Genomic DNA, 22806 nt, shown 5'->3' with positions numbered 1-22806 from the left:
GACTGGCCATGAGAAGGTCGAACCTTCCTCGCGGCCCGATAACAAAAGCTATTACGTACCGTCGTCGAATCGAAGGAAAGTACGTTGCCTAACTTGAACAAGAATCCGGAACCTTCCGAGTCGGGGGACTCGTCTGGATCGCAGCCGCCAGTTCCACCGCAGTTCGGGTCGCCCTTCGACTACGACGCGACGGCGGATGCGTCGTTGACGGAGACATCGGCGCCCACGGAAAAGACGCCGTCGACGGAGACCACCGGCACCGGTCCAGGCTGGGACACGTATTCGGGAGTCGGAAACGGTCCGGGTTGGGGAAACCACCCCATCTACCCGCCGCCGACCGGAACCGAATCGACCACAGCGTTTCCCACTGCTGATTCCACACCGAATCAGCCCACAGCGCCGTACACGTCGCAGGAAAGCTACGCCGCTCAAAACTATCCGGCGCCTGACTACTCGAGCCCGACCCAATCCCCGACGGACGGTCCGGTCTACGGTGCGCCGGCAGATCAGACTCCGAATCCCTACGCGGCTCCGCCGCAGGGAAGCCAGAATTACGGTCAGCCGCAGGGCTACCCTCAGCCCGGATATTCACAGCCGGGTTACGGTCAGCCGCAGGGATACCCACAAGCACAGGGTTATGTCCAACCCGGTTACGGCCTGGTTGACCCGTCCGCACCGTACGGACGTGACCCGATGACCGGCGAACCGTACTCGGACAAATCGAAGACGACCGCCGGATTGCTGGGTATTCTGCTCGGAGGATTCGGAGCGGGACGGTTCTATCTCAACCAGCCCGGCATGGCTGTAGCGCAGATCGCGGTCACTTGGTTGACGTGTGGCATCGGCGGAATCTGGCCGCTCATCGACGGAATCATGATGTTGACCGGCAGCGTGCGCGATCAGTACAACCGTCCTTTGCGTAGCTGATCGAGACGACGTTCGGAACTGTGACCCCCTGATGCCTCGGTATCAGGGGGTCACAGTTTTACTCTCGCGACCTGCGGTTATGGGCTGATAAACTAGCGCTCGTCGGCTGCATGTCCGTGTGGAGGTCGCCGAGTGCCGTTTTCTCGAATACCTGACCCTCGAGGCCTGTACGACCCCGATCAGGAAACCGATTCATGTGGTGTAGCCGTGGTAGCAGACACCTCTGGACGGCACATGCATTCCATTGTCGACGAGGCGCTCGCGGTCTTGGGCAATCTCTCCCATCGCGGCGCAGTCGGGCGCGAATCCAACAGCGGAGACGGCGCGGGCATTCTGATTCAGCTGCCGAGGGAGTTCTTCGACGCGGTGACCGAGTTCGAGCTTCCACCACCCAATTCGATGGGTGAGAACACCTACGCGGCCGGAAACTGCTTTCTTCCGGTGGACGAGGAAGCACGTCGTCAAGCGGTTGTTCGGATCGATCAATGCGCAGCGGCAGAAGGACTGCAGGTTATCGGGTGGCGAGAGGTACCGGTCGACAGCGACTGCGTCGGAGCCGTTGCCGCGCAGTGTGCTCCGCACATCAGCCAGTGTTTTGTGATGTGCTCCCAGTCCAGCGATCACAGTGTGGGCGGAATTGCCTTGGACCGACGAGTGTTTGCGCTCAGGAGGCAAGTCGAGCGGATTCATTCGGACAGCACTGCGGTGTATTTCCCCTCGTTGTCCGCGCGAACCATGGTGTACAAGGGCATGCTCACCCCGGCGCAGTTACCCGGTTACTTCACCGACCTGCGCGATGGCAGAATGCGAACCGCCTTGGCAGTCGTGCACAGCCGATACTCCACGAACACTTTTCCGTCGTGGCCACTCGCTCAGCCGTATCGCTGCATCGCTCACAACGGCGAGATCAATACGATTGTGGGAAACAGGAATTGGATGCGTGCTCGCGAGCCGATGATGCGGAGCGCATTTTTGGACGGGGACATCGATCGCCTGTTTCCGATCTGCACCCCGGGAGGATCCGACTCTTCGTCGTTCGACGAAGTTCTCGAGCTTTTGACGCTCGAGGGCCGCAGTGTGCAACACGCCATCGCGATGATGGTTCCCGGCGCCTGGGAGAACGATTCTTCGATGCCTGACGCGATAAGGGCCTTCTATCAATTTCACGGTTGCCTGATGGAACCGTGGGACGGTCCGGCGTCGGTGACATTCAGCGACGGCACTGTTGTGGGGGCGGTGTTGGATCGCAACGGACTTCGACCAGGGCGATGGTGGCGGATGAAGAACGGCCGTATCGTGTTGGCCAGTGAGAGCGGTGTGTTCGACGCCCCCACATCCGAGGTGCTGGAAAAGGGGCGCCTCGAGCCGGGGCGCATGTTCCTCGTCGACACTGCTCGCCGTCGCATCGTTCCCGATGCGGAGATCAAGTCGGAACTTGCGAGCACAGCTCCCTACCGGGACTGGCTCGCCGGGGGGTTGGTCGATCTCGAGGACATCCCCGAGTCTGCGCCCGCCCGAGGCGATCCGGCTCCGCTGTTGCAACGTCAGCTGCTCTACGGATACCAGGCCGAGGACCTGCAGGACATTCTTGTCCCGATGGCAAGCTCAGGATCGGAGCCTTTGGGATCGATGGGCGTCGACACGCCGCTCGCTGTTCTCTCGGATCGACCGAAGCTCTTGTACGACTACTTCGTTCAGCTCTTTGCTCAGGTGACCAACCCGCCGTTGGACGCGATTCGCGAGGAAGTAGTCACGACACTCGCAACCACGCTCGGTGCCGAGCAGAACCTGTTCGAAGCATCTGTCCGGTCGTGCCGGAGGATCGTTCTGCAGAAACCGGTAATCGGTCCGGTGGAATTGCAGAAGATCGCCGAACTCCGCGGCCCTCGAACTCCGACAAGCACTGTTCTGCAAGGAATCTTCGATGCGCGGGGCGGTCTCGCCGAGGGTGTCGAGAGGCTTCGTGAGGCCGCCCGAACTGCCGCCACCACTGGTATCGAAATCCTTGTGATCTCCGACCGTGGATCGGACTGCGAGCAGGCTCCCATTCCGTCGTTACTCGCAGTGTCGAGCGTGCACCACGATCTTGTTCGTCATGGCCTGCGAACCAAGGTCTCACTCGTTGTCGAGTCGGGTGACGCCCGCGAAGTTCATCACATCGCCTTGCTGATCGGCTACGGTGCGGCGGCTGTCCACCCGTATCTTGCTCTCGAATCGGTAGAAGCACTCAGCGAGCGAGACGAACTTCCCGGGATAGATCCGAAGACGGCAACGGACAACTATCTGAGAGCTACAAATTCCGGCGTGCTCAAGGTGATGTCGAAGATGGGAATCGCTACGGTTCACTCCTACACGGGCGCTCAGGTTTTCGAGGCCGTGGGCTTGGGCGGAGAGTTGGTCGACGAGTACTTCTGCGACACACGAAGCCGGATCGGCGGCATCGGTATCACCGAAGTCGCCCGCGAAGTCCTGATGCGTCACGCGGCAGCGTTCTCGGTGTCCGCGGTGCGGCATCGTCAGTTGAGCAGCAGTGGAGAGTTCCGGTATCGCCGCGGCGGTGAATTGCATCTGTTCACGCCAGAGTCCGTGTTTTTTCTTCAACATGCGACACGGTCAGGACGTAGTGACATGTTTCGTTGCTACAGCGACGAAGTCGATCGACTGAGTGCGCAGGGCGGAACCCTGCGGGGATTGTTTCGATTCCGACACGGGATTCGTCCGCCGGTTCCGCTCCGTCATGTCGAACCCGTCGAGATGATTCTCGCTCGATTCAACACCGGTGCGATGAGCTACGGCTCCCTCTCCGCCGAGGCGCACGAGACGATGGCGGTTGCGATGAACGCTCTCGGCGGACGTTCCAACACCGGTGAGGGCGGAGAGTCGCCGGAGCGGTTACGTGACGACAAGCGTCGAAGCGCCGTCAAGCAGGTCGCGAGTGGTCGCTTCGGGGTGACCAGCGATTACCTCGTCAACGCCACCGACATTCAGATCAAGATGGCCCAAGGTGCCAAACCGGGTGAAGGAGGGCAGCTTCCGGGGTCCAAGGTGTACCCGTGGATCGCGGAAACCCGGTACTCGACGCCAGGGGTCGGTCTCATATCTCCGCCCCCTCACCATGACATCTATTCGATCGAGGATCTCGCCCAACTGATCTACGACCTCAGATGCGCAAACGATCGTGCACGGATACACGTGAAACTGGTCAGCGCGGTCGGAGTCGGGACAGTTGCGGCAGGTGTGGCCAAAGCGCACGCCGACGTTGTGCTGATTTCCGGTCACGACGGTGGGACGGGCGCGGCGGCACTCTCGTCCATCCATCACGCGGGTACGCCGTGGGAGATCGGGCTGGCCGAAACTCAGCAGACGTTGGTGCTCAACGGGTTGCGCGATCGGATCGTCGTCCAGTGTGACGGGGGTTTGCGTACGGCGCGGGACGTCGTCATTGCCGCGTTGCTGGGGGCGCAGGAGTACGGGTTTTCCACGGCGCCACTCATCGCGGCCGGTTGCGTCATGATGCGGGTATGTCACCTCGACACCTGCCCCGTCGGAGTAGCAACTCAGAATCCCGAATTGCGCGAGCGATTCACCGGCCGGCCCGAGTATGTCGAGAACTTCTTCCGCTTCATTGCCGACGACGTACGACGGTTGTTGGCAGAACTGGGGTTTCGAAGTATCGATGACGCTCTGGGACACGCGGACGTATTGGAAATGACTCCGGAGGCGGCGCACTGGAAGAGCCGGACGTTGGAACTCTCGCCACTTTTCGACGTTCCGCCGGCGCCGGCCGGCGCGGCCTACCAGCCGTGTGTACCTGTTTCGAGCGAACTCGAACGCACCCTGATCGAGTGTGCCGCGGCCTCACTCGAGGACGCTCGACCCGTGAATATCGAACTGCCGATACACAATACGGATCGGGCGGTGGGAACGAGGCTGGGCGCTGAGGTGACCAGACGCTACGGCGCCGTCGGGCTAGCCGAAGGCACCATCGACATCGTGCTCAGCGGAACGGCAGGCCAGTCGCTCGGTGCGTTCCTGCCACCGGGCATCTCGTTGGTCGTAGTCGGCGATGCAAACGATTATGTGGGAAAGGGTCTCTCGGGTGGACGGATCGTACTTCGCCCGAGCGAAGACGCGCCCTTCAAGGCCGAGGAGCAGGTGATTGCGGGCAATACCGTGCTGTATGGCGCCACGAGCGGCGCACTCTATGCACGGGGGCGTGTGGGGGAGCGATTCGCCGTACGCAACTCGGGCGCGGTCGCTGTGGTGGAGGGCGTCGGAGATCACGCGTGTGAGTACATGACCGGGGGGCGCGTCGTCATTCTCGGCCCGACTGGTAGGAACCTTGCTGCGGGAATGTCCGGCGGAATCGCCTTCGTACTCGACTTGAACGCCGAGAAGGTCAACTGCGACATGGTGGTTCTCGCGCGGCCTTCGGCGGAAGACTGTAGTCGGCTGGTCGAGATTCTCGGTGATCATCTGGCCGCGACCGGCTCGTCGGTCGCGGCACAACTTCTCGACGACTGGGTCGGCCACAGTCCGAGATTCACCAAGGTTCTGCCCGTCGACTATCAGAAGGTCGTTGAAGAGAACCAACTGGCGGAGCCGGCTCATGCCTGACCCACGTGGGTTCCTCAGCGTGAAACGATCCGGCGCACCGACCAGGCCGACCGATGTGCGTGTCGGGGACTGGGAATCGGTTTACGAGTCGATGGATCCCGTGGTGCGCAATCGAGACGTTTCCGCACAGGCCTCGCGATGCATGGACTGTGCTGTGCCGTACTGCCATTCAGCCGGGGTGGGATGTCCGCTCGGCAATCTCATCCCGGAATGGAACGACCTGGTTCGGCGAGGTCGGTGGTCCGAAGCCTCGGAGAATCTGCATTCCACCAACAATTTCCCCGAGTTCACCGGACATCTGTGCCCCGCTCCGTGCGAAACGGCGTGCGTTCTCGCACTCGACGACGAGCGCACGTCGGGAGGTGTCACCATCAAACGCATCGAACAGGCGATCGTCGACAACGCCTGGGAGTCGGGTTCGTTGGGGCCACGGGTGCCCGTAGTTCACAGCGGCAACCGTGTTGCGGTAGTCGGTTCGGGACCGGCGGGACTGGCTGCGGCTCAACAACTGACACGCGCCGGACATCGTGTCACGGTGTTCGAGCGGAGTGATCGAATCGGGGGACTGCTTCGCTACGGAATCCCGGAATTCAAGTTGCCCAAAGCCTTGATCAATCGGCGCCTGGCCCAGTTGACCGCCGAGGGGACCCGATTCGTCACCGGCTGCGCCGTCGGAGTCGACGTGAGCGCACACGACCTCAGGACGAATTTCGAAGCGACAGTCCTGGCGGTCGGGGCCGATCGTGCCCGAGACACCGACGTGCCGGGGCGTGGCCTTCGCGGAATCCATTCCGCGATGAAGTACCTGCGTGCCGCCAACCGTGAATGCGAGGGTGACGGCGCCTCGAGTATCTCGGCGCGAGGTGAGAACGTCGTGATCATCGGTGGCGGTGACACGGCGGCCGACTGCCTCGGCACGGTGCATCGCCAGGGCGCGCGCTCGGTGACGGAACTGGATTACCACGTCCCGCGCCCACGGCATCGCGATCGAGACCGCGACCCGTGGCCGTTGTGGCCGCGGATCGTACGCAGGTCCCCGGCAGACGAAGAGGGCAGTGACAAACGGTTCCGATGGGCGGCTCAGGAATTTCTCGACGACGGAGACGGTGCGGTTCGTGCAATCCGGATGGTTCCGGTCGCCGTGTCGCGTGGAGAGAACGGACAGCGGACCCTGGTGCAGACCGGGGACACGACGGATCTCGTGTGCGAGATGGTGCTGCTCGCTCTCGGATTCGACGGCGTCGAATCCGCGCCGCTGCTAACCGACCTCGATGTCGGCACCGATCCGCTCGGCAGAATCGAGTGTGATGCCGGGTGGCAGACCCGGACACCCGGCGTGTTCGTCTGCGGCGACGCGCATCGCGGGGCGTCGCTCGTCGTGTGGGCGATTGCCGAGGGGCGGTCGGCCGCACGTGCCGTCGACGTGTATCTCACCGGTAAGTCCGACCTTCCGTCGCCGGTACATCCGAAGGCATTTCCGCTGTTCGTGAGGTGAACCTCTGAATCGAGTAAGAACAGAAAGTGCACGTCACAAATGCCGGATAGAAGTGCGGTGGGGTAGCGACTAGGCTCGAGCCGTGAACCGACGGACAAAAATTGTATGCACACTTGGACCTGCGACAGCTTCTGGCGACCGCATCCGTGAGCTCGTGGAGAGCGGCATGGACGTGGCTCGCCTCAACTTCAGCCACGGCGAGCATGCCGATCACGAAGAAAACTACATTCGCGTCCGCGCCGCGTCGGACGCCACCGGAAAGGCCGTCGGTGTTCTCGCCGACCTCCAGGGGCCCAAGATTCGCCTCGGCCGATTCAAGGACGAGCGGACCACCTGGGCCAACGGTGAAGAGGTTCGAATCACCGTTGACGACGTCGAGGGAACACACGATCGCGTCGGGACCACGTACAAGGAATTGGCGCGCGACGCCAAGGCCGGTGACCGACTGCTGGTCGACGACGGAAAGGTCGGCCTGGTCGTCACTTCCATCGACGGTAACGACGTCGTCTGTCGGGTCACCGAAGGCGGTCCGGTCAGCAACAACAAGGGCCTCTCGCTGCCCGGCATGAACGTCTCCGTTCCTGCCCTGTCGGGCAAGGACATCGCCGATCTCGAGTTCGCCCTCAAGCTGGGCGTCGACTTCATTGCACTCTCCTTCGTTCGCTCACCCGCGGACGTCGAATTGGTTCACGCCATCATGGATCGAGTCGGGCGCCGCGTTCCCGTCATAGCGAAGCTCGAGAAGCCCGAGGCCATCGACAATCTCGAAGCCATCGTGCTCGCATTCGACGCCGTCATGGTCGCCCGCGGTGACCTCGGCGTCGAGTTGCCGCTCGAGCAGGTCCCGCTCGTCCAGAAGCGCGCAATCCAGATTGCTCGTGAGAACGCGAAGCCGGTCATCGTCGCCACGCAGATGCTCGAGTCGATGATCGAGAACTCGCGTCCGACCCGTGCAGAGGCATCCGACGTTGCCAACGCCGTCCTCGACGGTGCGGATGCTGTCATGCTGTCGGGTGAGACTTCGGTGGGCAAGTACGTCATGGAAACCGTTCGCACCATGGCCCGCATCGTCGAAGCCGTCGAGAACGAATCGACCCGAGTCCCACCCCTGACTCACGTCCCGCGCACCAAGCGCGGTGTCATCTCGTACGCAGCGCGTGACATCGGCGAACGTCTGGACGCCAAGGCATTGGTTGCATTCACACAGTCCGGTGACACGGTGCGACGACTGGCTCGCCTGCACACTCCGCTGCCGCTGCTCGCCTTCACACCGTTGCCCGCAGTACGCAGTCAGCTGACGCTGACGTGGGGAACCGAGACGTTCCTGGTCGATGCGGTGGCCACCACCGACGAAATGGTGCGTCAGGTCGACAATGCTTTGCTCTCCCTCGGGCGGTACGTCAAGGGCGACCTCGTGGTCATCGTTGCCGGGTCCCCTCCGGGAACCGTCGGCTCCACCAACCTCATTCACGTCCACCGCATCGGCGAAGAGGACCACTGAGTGACCCACGCGAATGCGTCCACCGACCTCGGTACTCTCCTCGGTCTGTTGGATCTGGAGCAGATCGGTGACGACGCGTTCCGTGGACACCACCCCGAGCAAGTAGGTTCGCGGACGTTCGGCGGTCAGTTGGTGTCTCAGGCACTGATGGCCGCCGGACGGACCGTCGACGGTGAGCGCCCCATCCATGCCGTCAACGCCCATTTCATTCGGGGTGGAGATGTCAAGGCGCCCATCGAGTATCGGGTGGAGCGTCATCGTGACGGGCGGGCTTTCGCCAACCGTCAGGTGACGGCGTATCAGGGTGAGAACGAATTGTTCGTGATGCTCGCGGCGTTCCAGGACTCCGGCAAGGGGCTCGACCACGCCGTCGAGATCCCGGATGTCCCGCTTCCGGATTCACTGCCGCCGATCGGCGATCATCTGGTGGGGTACGAGGAAAAACTGCCGCATTTCAGTGCGGCGCTCAAGCCGATCGACATGAGGTACGCCAACGATCCGGCGTGGATACTCAAAGGCACCGGTGAGAAACTCAACCACAATCGGGTGTGGATGCGCCCCGACGGTGATCTTCCGGATGATTCACTCGTGCACGCTGCGACGCTTGCATATTCGTCGGACACCACTGTGCTCGATTCGATTCTGACCACTCATGGATTGTCCTGGGGCCATGATCGTATCGTCGCGGCGACGGTCAACCACTCGATCTGGTTCCACCGTCCGTTCCGATTCAGCGATTGGGTCCTGTACGCGACCGAATCGCCCGTCGCCGCAGGTTCGCGTGGTTTGGCGACCGGACGGTATTTCTCGGTGGAAGGACTGCTGTTGGCAACAGTGGTTCAAGAAGGAATGATCAGGCACTTCCCGCGCAAGGGGGAGTGAGAAGCGGGCCCGAGACTGTGCTCGGGCCCAGGTTCAGGCCGACTTGCGATATTGCGGTGAGAGTTCGTCGGCGCGGTCCCACGGAGACCAGTCGACTTCGCGTCCATCGAGTTGGGCCGCAACAACTTCCAAGCCCGCGTGCCAGCCCGCGGCGTGGGCGTACGCGGACTCTTCGTCTTCCATCGTGTGGGTGAGGGTCAGCCAACAGCCGCCGGTGCCGTCCGGAGCCAGCTCCCAATGCAGAGTGTCTGCGTCCCAGAGGAATTCGAGAATTCGGTGCGGGTGGACGCTGATGACCGTCCCGCGCGTCACGTGATCTGCGGGTAGTCCGAAACGCTCGACCTGTTCCGGCGTGACCTTGAACAGCAGATCCGCGCCGGGAGTGAGATCGAAATCGACGTCCGCCGGGAACCAGGCATCGAGGTACTCGCGTTCCGTTATCACTTTCCAGACCTTGTCCGGTGCGTGCGGAATCGCCAGTTGGAAGCTCAATGACACCCGACCGTCATAAGTCAGGTTTATCTTGCCGTTGTCCATCGGTGCCTCCAATGCTTGGTGCCCGTGCGGTTGCCCCCATCGTGCCATCTAATTGGACAGGATGGAATAACTGCAGGTCAGATCGTTACCTATTGATAGGTTATGTCGATTTGTCTCGTTTTGAGAGCGGCGTTCTCGATGCGTTTCGTGGCGGTGAAACAACCGCGCGGTACGCTGGCCACGCACGACTGGCGCGGGTGGGAATTACCACCGGGGAGTGCACATCGCGAGGCATCGACCGCCTGGGTGCTTCACACATCTTGTGTGAAGGGGGATTCATGTCTACCGAAAATCTGCCCAACCGGAACGTGGTGGCTCGAATAATCGACGGACGCGCAATTGCCGATGCTGCGCTCGCGGACTTGTCACTGCGCACGAGGCGGTTTCGTGATGAGACCGAGCACGTTCCTTGCCTGGCAGCGGTTATCGTGGGAGCGGACCCGGCCTCGAAGGCGTATGTACAGATGAAGGCCAAACGGTCTGTCGTCGTCGGAATGACGTCGCGGACGGTCGAACTCCCGGTGAGTACAACCACTGAAGAACTCGTCGACGTGCTGAGAGCGTTGTCGGCGGACCCTTCGATCGACGGCATACTGCTGCAACACCCGGTGCCAGGCCACATCGACGAACGGGCTGCGTTCGACGCCATCTCGGCCGACAAGGACGTCGACGGCGTCACTTCGGCATCTTTTGCGGCAATGGCGTTGTCCGGAGGTGGATTCGAATCGTGTACGCCGAGTGGCATCCTGCGCCTCCTCGACGCCACAGGCGTCGAACTCGCCGGAAAGCATGCCGTTGTAGTGGGCAGAAGCCCCATCCTCGGATTGCCGATGGGAATGCTCCTCCTGCGTCGGGACGCAACCGTGACGTACTGCCATTCGCGAACCGTCGACCTGGCCGCTCACGTCGGTACGGCGGACGTCGTCATCGCTGCCGTCGGCGTGCCGGAACTCGTCAAGGGTTCGTGGATCAAGCCCAGGGCAGTAGTGATCGATGCGGGGTACAACGCGGGCAACGTCGGCGACGTGGAGTACGGCGCCGCGCTTACTCGCGCCGGTGCAATCACACCGGTGCCGGGTGGTGTCGGCCCCATGACGGTTGCAGTACTGCTGGAACAAACTCTCGCCGCGGCAGTTCGGGCGACTGAGGTTCGGGCATACAGTGAGAATCATGACAAACGTGGTGGACCGAATCGGTGATGTCAGCACTTCACTCGTAGACCTGTACAAAGATCTGCATGCGCACCCAGAGTTGTCGTTCGCGGAGCATCGTACCGCCGGAATCGTCGCGGATCGATTGCGAGACCTCGGCTTCGAGGTTCATTCCGGAGTCGGCGGAACCGGAGTAGTGGGCGTTCTCCGAAACAGCAGTAGCCTCCGAAAGAGCAGTAGCGCAACCGTTCTGCTTCGGGCGGACATGGACGCATTGCCGGTCGAGGAAGTCACCGGTCTCGATTATGCAAGCACGGAACGAGGAACCGACAAGGAGGGCAACGACGTTCCGATCATGCACGCGTGCGGACACGACATGCATGTTGTTGCGTTGCTCGGCGCCGCTCGGATCCTCAGTGAAACCGTCGACTCATGGTCGGGCACGCTCGAGGTCGTGTTCCAGCCTGCAGAGGAACTCGGTGCCGGCGCGCAGGCGATGGTCGACGACGGGTTGTACGACCGCATTCCCAAACCCGATGTGGTTCTCGGCCAACACGTTGCGCCGGCACCGGCGGGAATCGTCGGATTGCATTCCGGGGCAGCATTCGCTGCGGCGGACAGCATGCTGGTGCGAATGTTCGGGAGGGGCGGGCACGGATCGCGGCCTGAGACCACGATCGATCCGATCGTCATGGCGGCATCGGCAGTGATGCGGTTGCAGACGGTGGTCTCCCGCGAGATTGCCGGCAGTGATACAGGTGTACTGACAGTGGGCCAGTTTCACGCAGGTACGAAGAACAACATCATCGCCGATCATGCGGAGTTCGGTTTGAGCATTCGGACCGTCGAACCGGAAGTCCGAACCCGGGTATTGGACGCGGTGCACCGAATCGTCCGCGCAGAGGCGCAGGCATCCGGCGCCGTCCGTGAGCCCGAACTGATTGCACAAGAGTCGTTTCCGGTGTTGATCAACGACGGCGCGGCCTGCGATCGCGTGAGCGCTGCATTCAGGGGCGTATTCGGGGAACACGGCGTCATCGATCCTGGACCGGTCACCGGGAGTGAAGACGTCGGAATCCTCGCCGACGCGGCCGGAGCGCCGCTGGTGTACTGGCTCCTCGGCGGTGCGGATCCCGAGGCCTACCTGAAGGCCGTAACAGCGGGAACCGTCGGGGAGGACATTGCATCGAACCACTCACCGCGGTACGCCCCGGTGATCCAGCCGACCCTCGACAACGGAATCGCCGCGTTGACCGCAGCTGCGCTGGAATGGCTGAGCTGAGCGCGTAATTGGGTATCGAGGGTCAGTTGTCGGCTGCGGGGATGTCGATAGTCAGCTGGGACGGGGAATCGGATGTCGACACCGTGTACGCCGGTCGGGTCTGGAGAGTGCCGATAAACGACTGCAGGATCGTATCGTTCGTACCGGCACTCTCCATGCGGGTGATGTTTGTGACGTCGAGGGGAGCCGAGACAAGACTCGGATGCGACCGGACTCCCATCAGATCGACCTGAAGTATCGATCGACTACCGACATCTACGACTGTGCTGTCTCCCGCTCGGATTGCTTCACTGACGTATTCGGTTTTCCAGAACACCGGTCCGTTGCCGTCGAAGCGATAGGTGATGCGGGTGAAACCATCGTGATCGGTCACGTCGATCGCGGTCACGTCGACGGGTGGATTCGGTGAAGCGATCGCTGTGTCGCTGGGCAATGAGGAAACGTGGAGATCTCGGTGGACGCGGCCTCGATCGGGCGAGAGCCGACCTGAAGGGTGCCGGTCCGTGTTGCAGCGTCGAGGACGACCTGGGTGGAAGAGACGACCTGGGTGGAAGAGACGACCTGGGTGGAAGAGACGACCTGGGTGGAAGATCCGCCAGCAGTGTCGGATTCGTCGTCTGTCTGACATCCGGTGAGCAGGCAGAGACAAGACATGGTTCCGAGCAGAGCAATCAACCGGCGACCGTTCATGGATCGAACCTAGCGGCGGTTGATCCGGGGTACAGCCGAATGCCGAAACCTTGCGGTACGGCCGGCTGCTGCAGTGGTGCCCTCGGTGAGACTCGAACTCACACTGGACGGGTTTTGAATCCGTTTCCTCTGCCAATTGGGATACGAGGGCTTGTTGCGATGACTACATTAGAAGATGCGATTTCAATGTCAAACACCGGTACCCTCTAATCGTTCGCGTCTCGTGTCGGGGCGGTTCGATGGAGGAGGATGGTGGCCATGAATTCGCCGCAGCCGCAAGGCAATCAGCTCGCACCCCGTCGTGTTGTCGTCGCTGAAGACGAGGCGTTGATCCGCATGGATCTGGTCGAGATGCTCCGCGAAGAGGGCTACGACGTCGTCGGCGAGGCCGGTGACGGACAGGTGGCGGTCGAGTTGGCCGAGTCACTCAAGCCTGATCTGATCATCATGGACGTGAAGATGCCCAGGAGGGACGGCATCGACGCGGCGTCGGAGATTGCCGCCAAGCGCATCGCTCCTGTTGTCATTCTCACAGCATTCAGTCAGCGCGAGTTGGTCGAGCGCGCACGCGATGCCGGCGCCATGGCCTACTTGGTCAAGCCGTTCTCCATCAGCGACTTGGTGCCTGCCGTCGAATTGGCGGTCAGTCGCTTCCGAGAGGTGACCGCGCTCGAGCGTGAGGTCGCCGATCTGTCCGACCGACTGGAAGCGCGCAAGCTCATCGAGCGCGCCAAGAGTGTTCTGATGGTTCGCCAAGCGCTCACCGAACCCGAGGCGTTCAAGTGGATTCAGCGCGCCGCGATGGACCGGCGCTCCACGATGAAGGCCGTCGCACAGGTCGTACTCGAAACTCTGGGCGGCGAACCGGACGCTTGAGCAAAGTGTCCGAGTTTTCGGCTGCTGCGTCGACGGTCGAAACGTCGCGCAGCGCTACGGCCGTGTAAACACTGTGCGCCATCAGATAACAGTCAGGTCACAGGGCTTTCTTGAAGGATCGCGAAACGGTTCCAAGGTCTAGCGTCTGATCCCACAGCGAGCGCCAGTTCGGGTGGCGCGAGCACCGGCTGATCTTAGGAGCGTGGGATGGCTAGACGAACACTTGTGCGTACTGCTGCAGTTCTCGGCGCGGCATCACTGGCACTTGCAGGCTGTAGCTCGGACAAGTCGGATGACTCGTCTTCGAGCGGCTCTACGTCCGGCGCTTCCGCCGCGACGACATCCGTCACGACCGATTGCACCCCGGAGCAGGCCAAGGCCGGCGCCACCCCGTCCACGGAAGCGCTGCGCATCGGCACGCTTCTTCCCGACACCGGCAGCTTGTCGTTCCTCGGGCCGCCGATGGTTGCAGGCACCCAGCTCGGCGTCAACGATGTCAATGCCGCTGGAGGCGTTCTCGGCCAACCCGTCCAACTGATCCCTGGCGATTCGGGTGACACCACGACGGACACCGCCAATTCCACCGTCGACCGCGAATTGGCGGCAGGCACTCAGGTGATCGTCGGCGCCGCGTCGTCGTCGGTCTCGCTCAAGGTGATCGACAAGATCGCCAGCGCGGGCGTCGTGATGTTCTCTCCTGCCAACACGTCGGACCAGTTCGTCTGCTATCCAGACAAGGGCATGTACTTCCGCACCGCTCCGACGGACGTACTGCAGGCTCAGGCCGTCGCACAGCTCATTTCGGACGACGGTGGTCAGCGCGTAGCCATCATGGCACTCAACGACCCGTACGGGACGGGTCTGGCCGACAACATCGAAAAGAATCTGATCGATTCGGGTGTCCCCTCAGATCAGATCGAGAAGATCATCTACGACCCGAACGCGCAGTCGTTCAACTCCGAAGTCGATCAGGTCAAGAACTTCAATCCGGATGCTGTTGCATTGGTGGGCTTCGAGGAGTCGGCGAAGATCATCACGCGAATGCACGAGGTGGGCATCGGACCGTCGGACGGAATGGCGATGTACGGCGTCGACGGCAACATGGGAAATGCGCTCGGAGAATCCGTGGCGAAGCCGTTGCTAGACACGATGCAGGGAACGACGCCGCTGACGGATGTCGGAGCTGCCTTCCAAGATCGTCTGAAGGCGGTCAACCCCTCTCTGATCGACTTCAACTACGCCGGAGAGTCGTACGACGCGGTGGTGATCTCGGCACTTGCTGCCGAGCAGGCGAAGTCGACGGCGGGCACGGACATCGCGGCGAACATCAACAGCGTCACCGAAGGTGGCACCAAGTGCACGTCCTACGTGGAGTGCTTGCCGTTGGTGAAGGCGGGTACCGACATCGACTACGACGGCATCACCGGTGAGTTGGACTTCAACGATTCGGGCGAGCCGTCCATCGGTTCGTACGGAAAGCTCAAGTTCGGCCCTGAGAACACGCTGACCACAGAAGGATTCGTGGTGGTGGGCAAGTAAGTCGTCGGCAAGTAAGTCGTCGGCAAGTAAGCAGTCGACGAGAATGGGCCAGGGTCGCGAGACCCTGGCCCATTCTCATGTCGTGCCTACTTCTCTTTGCTCCCGGCGAGCGTTCCCAGATACAGCTCGATCACCTTGGGATCGTTCATCAGATTGGCGCCGGTATCGGTGTACGCGTTCTTGCCCTGATCGAGTACGTAGCCGCGATCGCAGATCTGAAGGCAGCGGCGCGCGTTCTGTTCGACCATGATGACCGAGACACCCGCAGCATTGATCTTCTTGCAACGGATGAACACCTCGTCCTGGAACATCGGGGACAGGCCCGCGGACGGTTCGTCGAGGAGCAGGACCGACGGATCCATCATCAAAGCCCGGCCCATCGCGACCATCTGACGTTCGCCGCCCGAGAGTGCGCCGGCCTTCACCTTTCGTCGTTCACTCAGGAGTGGGAACAATTGACTCACGAAGGCGAATCGCTCTGCGAATGCCTTGGGTCGCAGATAAATTCCCATCTCGAGGTTTTCTTCGATAGTCAGAGTCTGAAAGACGTTCTGTGTCTGGGGGACGTACCCGACTCCCTTCTGCACGAGGACGTGAGCGGGCGCGGACGTGATGTCGTCCTCACGGAGAGTGACCGATCCTTCGCGAACCGGTATCAAACCGAACAGTGACTTCAGGAGTGTCGACTTGCCTGCGCCGTTCGGTCCGATGATTCCGACGATTTCTCCCTCCTTCAGGAAGAAGTTGCACTCACGCAGGATGTTGACGCCGGGAATGTAGCCGGCGACGAGGCTGTCGGCGCGGAGCAGTGCACCTGCCGACAGTCGCTGATGCTCTTGCGCTGTCGCGGCGAACTCTGCGGGCGTGAGTGAACGTGCTTGGTTCTCGCTCATGGCTTCTCGTGCCTTCCGCGCGGTTCCTCGGGACTCGATTCCAGCGTCGCGGCGAGATCGGCCGGGAGATTGTCGATGTCGGGTTCCGAGAGGTCACCGCCCGCCTCGAGGGTTTCGACCTCGGCTTCTGCCAGGGCGGCTGCCAGAACGGCCGTCTCGCCCACCGGATTTCCGTCGTCGTCGAACTCGAGGGCCTGGTCGTGGTGGCTGCCCAGATACGCGTCGACGACAGCTGTGTTGGACGAGAGTTCGTCCGGAGTGGACTCGGCGATGACGCTGCCCTGTGCCATGACCACCACCCAGTCGCTGATGTCTCGGATCACGTCCATGTCGTGCTCGACGAAGACGACCGTCATTCCGTCGTCGCGCAATGACTTGATGTGACCGAGCAGGCTTTGCGTCAGAGCGGGATTCACGCCTGCCATGGGTTCGTCGAGCATCACCACCGAGGGCGAGGTCATGAGTGCGCGAGCCATTTCGAGCAGTTTGCGCTGTCCGCCGGAGAGGGAACCGGCGAGGTCGTCAGCTTTCGTGTCGAGTTTGAAACGCGCGAGGAGTTCGTTGGCGCGCTCGGTGATCTCGCGTTCCTGACCCTTCCAGATCCACGGGACAAGCGAGGCGAAGATGCGTTCACCTCGTTGACCGGTGGCGCCCAGACGTACGTTGTCCAGCACCGTGAGTTTGGACAGCGCCTTGGTCAACTGGAACGTCCGTACCACTCCTTTCCTGGCTACCTGGTGGGGATACATGCGGCCCAGCGATTGACCGTCCATCGACCACGTACCGGTGTCAGGCCGGTCGAAACCGGTGAGGAGGTTGAAGAGGGTGGTTTTCCCGGCGCCGTTGGGGCCGATCAGACCCGTGATGCACCCGCGTTGAATTTCGAGGTGGCCGACATCGACGGCTTTGAGGCCGCCGAACGTGCGCGAGACGTTGTCCGCGATCAGTACCGGGTCGGGTTTTGCCGATCCCGGAAGATGAGGAACGTCGGCAAAGATCTGTGCTCTGGTATCGGCGTCAAGCATTGAGTTGCACCTCCCGCTTGTTACCCAGTATTCCCTGCGGTCTGAAGACCATCAGAAGAGCGATCATCAATCCGAGCAGGACGTACCGGGTGGCTCCGACCTGTTGTTCGGTCAGCGAGAGCAGCGGATTTTCGCCGGAGATCGCCTGACGCAACAAAGCGTCGGGAATCGCGAGGAGGAACCAGAACAACATTGCGCCCACTACCGGGCCGAAAACCGTTGCCGCCCCGCCCAGAATCAGTGCGCCGAATGCAAAGAACGTCTGCGCGGTAGAGTAGAAGTCCGGGTTGATGGACTTGGTCTGGAGGGCGTTGAAAACACCAGCCAGACCACCGATCACGCCGCCGAGAACCAGGGCCTGCATCTTGTACACGAAGACGTTCTTGCCCAACGATCGCGCCGCATCCTCGTCTTCACGAACCGCCTTGAGGACGCGACCCCACGGGCTGTGCGTCAACAGATAGACCAATCCGCACAAGATCAGGACCAGGGTCCAGCCGACGACCATGGACCAGAGATCGTCTCCGTAGAACTTCACGCCGAGAAACGAGTACTGCTTGGCCGAGTCGAACGGGCTCAGCGCGGTGAACGGATCTGCGAAACCGAACAGGCCGTTGGTGGAACCGGTCACCGAATCCGACGCGGTCGAGCGGAAGATCAGACGCAGGATCTCCGAAGCCGCGATGGTGACGATGGCGAGATAGTCGGCGCGCAGACGCAGCGTCGGAATACCGAGCACGAGCGCGAGAAGACCGGCCGCGGTGAGTCCGACGAGGATGCCGAGCCAGAGCGGCTGGTCGTAGGTCACGGTCATGATTCCGACGCCGTAGCCGCCGAGAAGGGCAAAACCGATCTGACCGAAGTTGAGCAGTCCGGCGTAGCCGAAGTGCAGGTTCAGCCCGATTGCCAGCAGCGCGTAGAAGATTGCCGACGGCCCGATCAACTGGGCGAAGGAAACCTGGAAAGCTCCCATGATGTCCATGTTCGTCACCCGATCCTTTGTCTGGATCCGAGGATGCCCTGGGGGCGAACCACGAGGATCACGATCAAGACGAGAAGTCCGCCGATGTATTTGAGGTCGGGGTTGATGATGAGCGTCGAGAGTTGGACCAGAAGTCCGACGATGACGCAGCCGAGTAGCGCCCCGTACGCCGTTCCCAGACCACCGAGGGTGATTCCGGCGAACATCAGCAGCAACAGTTTGAAGCCCATCTCCCACTGGACGCGTCCGCCGAGCTCGGAGATACCGAACAGCACACCGCCGAGTGCAGCCAATCCGCCGCCGAGGCCCCAGACGAACATGATCACGCGCTCGACGTTGATTCCCGACGAAGCGGCGAGGTCGCGGTTGTCGGAGACGGCGCGCATGGCTTTTCCGATGCGAGTCCGCTGGAGAAGAAGTGCGACGCCGACGAGGACGACCAGACTGACGATCATGACTACGGCGTTGGCGTCGGTCAAAGCGATGGGGCCCCAGTTCTTCTCGACCTGGCCCTGGTAGTCGTCGAAGGGTTCTGCTCGATCGGAGAAGAAGATGAGGATCAGGTAGCGCAGGGAAATCGCGAGACCGATGGAGACCACCAGTTGTGCGATCAACCCGGTCTTGCGTTTACGTAGGGGCTTCCAGACGATTCCGTTGGTCAACAGTCCGATCCCGATACCGACGAAGATCGCGAGAACGGTGGCGGGAATCAGCGGAATGCCGAACGAGGTGTTGATCACCCAGGCGGCGACGGCACCGAGAGTGACCATCTCGCCGTGCGCGAAGTTCGTCAGACCGGTCGTGCCGTAGATCAAACTCAGACCCACACCGGCGATCGCGATCACGAGACCGAACCGTAGACCGTCGACAGTCGTGCGGATGAGCTTCTCGCCGAAGCTGACATTCGAGGCGGTGCGAACCTCGCCGAACGAGAAGATCACGGTGTTCGCGCGGCCGGCCACCACCTCGCGTTCGACAGTGGCTTGCACACTCACTCCGTCGGGGAGGGTGTCCGCAACGATCTCGAATGTGTAGGTGCCCGGGGCCACGGCCAACTCCCAACGACCGTTCGATGCCGACTCGCCGGTGGCGACCTCGGTGCCGGAGGAATCGAGCGCGCGCACCGTGACGCCCTCGAGCCGGGTGCCTCCGTTGTTGAGATTGCCGCTGACGGGGACGGCGTTGTCGGGAACCGTTTTTGCCGGTCCTGACGAGGTCGGCGGTGCAGGGGAGTTGGTCGGTGCAGGGGAGTTGGTCGGTTCCTGGGCCCCGGCCGTTCCGGCCAGGCTGAGTAATGCGAAGAACGTGAGTAACGCAAAGGCCAGTAGTCGGCTGAGTGTTGCGAGGGTATGCCGTTTCACTACGGGTGGGGCCACGTACGTCCTCCGAGCGGGTCGGGACTAGCGCGTCTGGACAAAGGTGCCACGCAGCGGAGGGCTTGATCCGTTGCTGCGATTTCCGGACTCTAACGGCTCTGTTCGCTTCAGATGGTGTTCTGAGATTTCCGGGATGTTTCGGTTCCGTATCGAAGGCCGATGGCTGCATCAATTGTCCGATTCTTGTGCCTGTTCCTGCGTAAACAACGGCGAAGGCGTCGATGTCGGTCGCGATCCCTAGACTGATGAACCGTGAGCCCCGCAACCACAACTCGGTCCAGCACGTCCACCGCTTCAGCCGGCACCACCGGCAAGGCGGACGATCGCCCTCTTCTGATGCTTCTCGACGGGCATTCGTTGGCGTTTCGCGCCTTCTACGCGCTGCCTGCAGAGAATTTCAAGACACACAGTGGGCAGGCCACCAATGCGGTGTACGGCTTCACGTCGATGTTGATCAATCTTCTTCGCGACGAACAGCCGACCCACTTGGCTGCGGCCTTCGACGTGTCGCGTCAGACGTTTCGCGCCGACCTGTTCCCTGAATACAAGGCGCAGCGTGCGAAGGCTCCGGACGAATTCAAGGGCCAGATCGACATCACCAAGGACGTTCTCGGCGCGCTGGGCATCCCGGTCATGGCCGAGGAAGGTTTCGAAGCCGACGACGTGATTGCCACGTTGACCACGCAGGCGGAGGCCCTCGGATACCGAGTTCTCGTCGTGACCGGCGACCGCGACTCGCTGCAGTTGGTGACCGACAACGTCACTGTGCTGTACCCGAAGAAGGGCGTCTCGGAGCTCACCCGATTCACGCCGACGGCCGTCGAGGAGAAGTACAGCCTCACCCCGTCGCAGTATCCGGATTTTGCTGCCCTGCGCGGCGACCCGAGTGACAACCTCCCCGGTATCCCCGGCGTCGGCGAGAAGACCGCCACCAAGTGGATCCGTGAGTACGGCGACCTGCAGGGTCTGGTCGACAACGTGGACAAGGTCCGTGGCAAGGTTGGCGACTCACTACGCGAGAACCTTGCAAACGTCCTGCTCAATCGCCAGTTGACCGAAATGGTTCGCGACGTTCCGTTGCCGTACACGCCCGAGCAGCTGGTTTTGGCTCCGTGGGACCGCGAGAAGATTCATGCGTTGTTCGACGATCTCGAGTTCAAGGTTCTCCGCGATCGACTGTTCGCGACCTTGTCCTCGTCCGAACCCGAAGCCGAAGAGGGCTTCGAGGTCAGCGGCGACGCACTCGCCCCGGGGGCGGTTGCCGCGTGGCTCGACGCTCACGCGCGAACCGGTGAGCGTCACGGCGTGACGGTGCTCGGAACCAGAACTCCGTTTGCCGGTGACGTCACTGCACTCGCGATCGCGGCCTCCGACGGCGAATGCGCATACATCGCGGCATCGACGGCAACGCCGGAAGATGAAGCGGCTCTCGGTGATTGGCTTGCGGATGCATCCCAGCCGAAGGCGCTGCACGAAGCCAAGTGGGCGATCCACGCTCTGCGTGGGCGCGGTTGGACGCTCGGCGGACTGACCAGCGACACCGCTCTGGCCGCCTATCTCGTCCGGCCGGGTCAGCGCACCTTCAATCTCGATGATCTGTCGCTCCGCTACCTCAAGCGTGAACTGCGTGCCGAAACATCCGGCCAGGAACAGCTTTCACTTCTCGACGATTCCGAACAGCTTGACGCCGAAGCTGCCGAGACCGCGATGCTCAGCGCTCAGGCCGTTCTCGACCTGGCGGCTGCGTTGGACACCGAGTTGGAGTCGATCGAGTCCAAGGCGCTCCTCTCCGACATGGAACTGCCGTTGACGATCGAGCTCGCGCAGATCGAGGCCACCGGCATCGCCGTCGACAGCGCGCATCTGCACGATCTTCAGAGCCGTTTCGCGTCCCAGGTCGCCGACGCCGCAAACTCCGCGTACGAGGTGATCGACAAGCAGATCAACCTGGGTTCGCCGAAGCAGCTGCAGGTGGTCTTGTTCGAAGAACTCGACATGCCCAAGACCAAGAAGACGAAAACGGGCTACACCACCGACGCCGAGGCGCTACAGGGTCTGTTCGACAAGACGGGACACCCGTTCCTCGAACACCTTCTCGCGCACCGTGATGCGACGCGTATGAAGGTGACCGTGGACGGTCTTCTCAAGGCCGTGGCCGAAGACGGTCGCATCCACACGACGTTCAACCAGACGGTTGCCGCGACCGGACGTCTGTCGTCGACCGATCCCAACCTGCAGAACATCCCGGTCCGCAACGATGCGGGGCGCGAGATCCGCGACGGATTTGTGGTCGGGCAGGGGTTCGACGTTCTGCTCACTGCCGATTACAGCCAGATCGAAATGCGCATCATGGCGCACGTGTCAGGTGACGAGGGACTGATCGAGGCATTCAACACCGGTGAGGATCTGCACAGCTTTGTCGGCTCGCGCGCATTCGGAGTTCCGATCGAAGAAGTCACTCCTGAACTGCGTCGCCGGGTCAAGGCGATGTCCTACGGTCTGGCCTACGGACTGAGCGCTTACGGATTGGCCTCGCAGCTGAAGATTTCGACCGAAGAAGCGAAGCAGCAGATGGATGCGTACTTCGCTCGTTTCGGCGGTGTGCGGGATTACCTCCACGCAGTAGTCGAGCAAGCGCGCAAGGACGGTTACACCTCGACGCTCTACGGCCGTCGTCGGTATCTGCCCGATCTCAACAGTGACAACCGTCAGCGTCGTGAGGTGGCCGAACGGGCTGCCTTGAACGCGCCGATCCAGGGCACGGCGGCCGACATCATCAAGGTCGCGATGATCAACGTGCAGAAGGCTCTCGCCGACGCCGGATTGAAGTCGCGCATGCTGTTGCAGGTTCACGACGAATTGGTGCTCGAAGTGGTTGCCTCCGAGTTGGAGGAGGTCACTGCATTGGTCAGGGAAAAGATGGCCACAGCCATCGAGTTGTCGGTACCGCTGGATGTTTCGGTGGGAACTGGTCGAAGCTGGGACAGCGCGGCTCACTAGGCAGCAACGAAAAAGGCTGGGCCGGAATCGCAT

At 61.8% G+C, this 22806-nt stretch carries 16 protein-coding genes and 1 tRNA gene; 10 read left to right on the top strand and 7 right to left on the bottom strand.

Annotation, left to right across the window (positions count from 1 at the left end; translation table 11 throughout):
* Positions 1–93: 93 nt before the first annotated feature.
* The 5 genes from ACFQ6H_RS24380 to ACFQ6H_RS24360 all read left to right on the top strand — a co-directional run bounded on the left by ACFQ6H_RS24380 (position 94) and on the right by ACFQ6H_RS24360 (position 9422).
* Positions 94–927 (top strand): NINE protein, encoded by an 834-nt coding sequence (locus ACFQ6H_RS24380; protein ID WP_378548172.1) that lies wholly within the window; start codon positions 94–96, stop codon positions 925–927.
* Between the two features lie 132 nt (positions 928–1059).
* Positions 1060–5544, top strand: coding sequence for a glutamate synthase large subunit (gene gltB, locus ACFQ6H_RS24375; RefSeq protein ID WP_378649097.1), 4485 nt, complete (start codon positions 1060–1062; stop codon positions 5542–5544).
* Positions 5537–7039: a glutamate synthase subunit beta gene (locus tag ACFQ6H_RS24370; protein ID WP_378649095.1), complete on the top strand. Its 1503-nt coding sequence runs from the start codon at positions 5537–5539 to the stop codon at positions 7037–7039. Before gltB ends, ACFQ6H_RS24370 begins: the two co-directional genes overlap by 8 nt.
* A gap of 82 nt (positions 7040–7121) precedes the next feature.
* A complete protein-coding gene (gene pyk / locus ACFQ6H_RS24365; protein ID WP_214890328.1) occupies positions 7122–8540 on the top strand; it encodes a pyruvate kinase in 1419 nt (472 codons plus the stop codon).
* Positions 8541–9422 carry an acyl-CoA thioesterase gene (locus tag ACFQ6H_RS24360; RefSeq protein ID WP_378640320.1) on the top strand — a complete coding sequence of 294 codons (882 nt, stop codon included), beginning with the start codon at positions 8541–8543 and terminating at the stop codon, positions 9420–9422. It abuts the gene before it with no gap.
* Positions 9423–9455: 33 nt separating this feature from the next.
* Here ACFQ6H_RS24360 and ACFQ6H_RS24355 read toward each other — a convergent pair whose 3' ends face one another.
* Positions 9456–9959 carry an SRPBCC domain-containing protein gene (locus ACFQ6H_RS24355; RefSeq protein WP_042923025.1) on the bottom strand — a complete coding sequence of 168 codons (504 nt, stop codon included), beginning with the start codon at positions 9957–9959 and terminating at the stop codon, positions 9456–9458.
* A gap of 278 nt (positions 9960–10237) precedes the next feature.
* On the opposite strand from ACFQ6H_RS24355, the gene ACFQ6H_RS24350 reads away from it, so the two are divergent.
* Positions 10238–11158, top strand: coding sequence for a bifunctional 5,10-methylenetetrahydrofolate dehydrogenase/5,10-methenyltetrahydrofolate cyclohydrolase (locus ACFQ6H_RS24350; protein WP_378649093.1), 921 nt, complete (start codon positions 10238–10240; stop codon positions 11156–11158).
* A complete protein-coding gene (locus ACFQ6H_RS24345) occupies positions 11130–12392 on the top strand; it encodes an amidohydrolase (protein ID WP_378649091.1) in 1263 nt (420 codons plus the stop codon). Before ACFQ6H_RS24350 ends, ACFQ6H_RS24345 begins: the two co-directional genes overlap by 29 nt.
* Before the next feature lie 22 nt (positions 12393–12414).
* Here ACFQ6H_RS24345 and ACFQ6H_RS24340 read toward each other — a convergent pair whose 3' ends face one another.
* Positions 12415–12825 carry a hypothetical protein gene (locus tag ACFQ6H_RS24340; RefSeq protein ID WP_378649089.1) on the bottom strand — a complete coding sequence of 137 codons (411 nt, stop codon included), beginning with the start codon at positions 12823–12825 and terminating at the stop codon, positions 12415–12417.
* A 331-nt stretch (positions 12826–13156) separates the two neighbouring features.
* A tRNA-Leu gene (locus ACFQ6H_RS24335) sits at positions 13157–13233 on the bottom strand.
* Positions 13234–13340: 107 nt separating this feature from the next.
* Between ACFQ6H_RS24335 and ACFQ6H_RS24330 the strand changes: the two genes are divergently transcribed.
* Positions 13341–13958 (top strand): ANTAR domain-containing response regulator, encoded by a 618-nt coding sequence (locus ACFQ6H_RS24330; RefSeq protein ID WP_378649087.1) that lies wholly within the window; start codon positions 13341–13343, stop codon positions 13956–13958.
* 207 nt (positions 13959–14165) lie between these two features.
* Positions 14166–15497 (top strand): ABC transporter substrate-binding protein, encoded by a 1332-nt coding sequence (locus tag ACFQ6H_RS24325; RefSeq protein WP_317828956.1) that lies wholly within the window; start codon positions 14166–14168, stop codon positions 15495–15497.
* Positions 15498–15583: 86 nt separating this feature from the next.
* On the opposite strand, the gene ACFQ6H_RS24320 is transcribed toward ACFQ6H_RS24325, so the two are convergent.
* From ACFQ6H_RS24320 to ACFQ6H_RS24305, 4 genes are read right to left on the bottom strand one after another with little or no spacing between them, the layout of a single operon-like run.
* Positions 15584–16390, bottom strand: coding sequence for an ABC transporter ATP-binding protein (locus ACFQ6H_RS24320; RefSeq protein ID WP_378539713.1), 807 nt, complete (start codon positions 16388–16390; stop codon positions 15584–15586).
* Positions 16387–17415: an ABC transporter ATP-binding protein gene (locus ACFQ6H_RS24315; protein WP_378548075.1), complete on the bottom strand. Its 1029-nt coding sequence runs from the start codon at positions 17413–17415 to the stop codon at positions 16387–16389. The genes ACFQ6H_RS24320 and ACFQ6H_RS24315 overlap by 4 nt, the downstream gene beginning before the upstream one ends.
* Complete coding sequence (locus ACFQ6H_RS24310; RefSeq protein WP_378649137.1) at positions 17408–18397, bottom strand: branched-chain amino acid ABC transporter permease; 990 nt, start codon at positions 18395–18397, stop codon at positions 17408–17410. The genes ACFQ6H_RS24315 and ACFQ6H_RS24310 overlap by 8 nt, the downstream gene beginning before the upstream one ends.
* Before the next feature lie 5 nt (positions 18398–18402).
* Positions 18403–19722, bottom strand: a complete 1320-nt coding sequence (locus tag ACFQ6H_RS24305; RefSeq protein ID WP_378649135.1) for a branched-chain amino acid ABC transporter permease — start codon at positions 19720–19722, stop codon at positions 18403–18405.
* Positions 19723–20025: 303 nt separating this feature from the next.
* On the opposite strand from ACFQ6H_RS24305, the gene polA reads away from it, so the two are divergent.
* Positions 20026–22773: a DNA polymerase I gene (polA, locus tag ACFQ6H_RS24300; RefSeq protein ID WP_378649085.1), complete on the top strand. Its 2748-nt coding sequence runs from the start codon at positions 20026–20028 to the stop codon at positions 22771–22773.
* Positions 22774–22806 lie beyond the last annotated feature (33 nt).

Origin of the sequence: Rhodococcus sp. NPDC056506 (genome assembly GCF_042794945.1) — a bacterium.
Taxonomy (GTDB): domain Bacteria; phylum Actinomycetota; class Actinomycetes; order Mycobacteriales; family Mycobacteriaceae; genus Rhodococcus_F.
The sequence above is the reverse complement of the archived record's forward strand: the minus strand, read 5'-3'. Positions and strand labels throughout refer to the sequence as shown.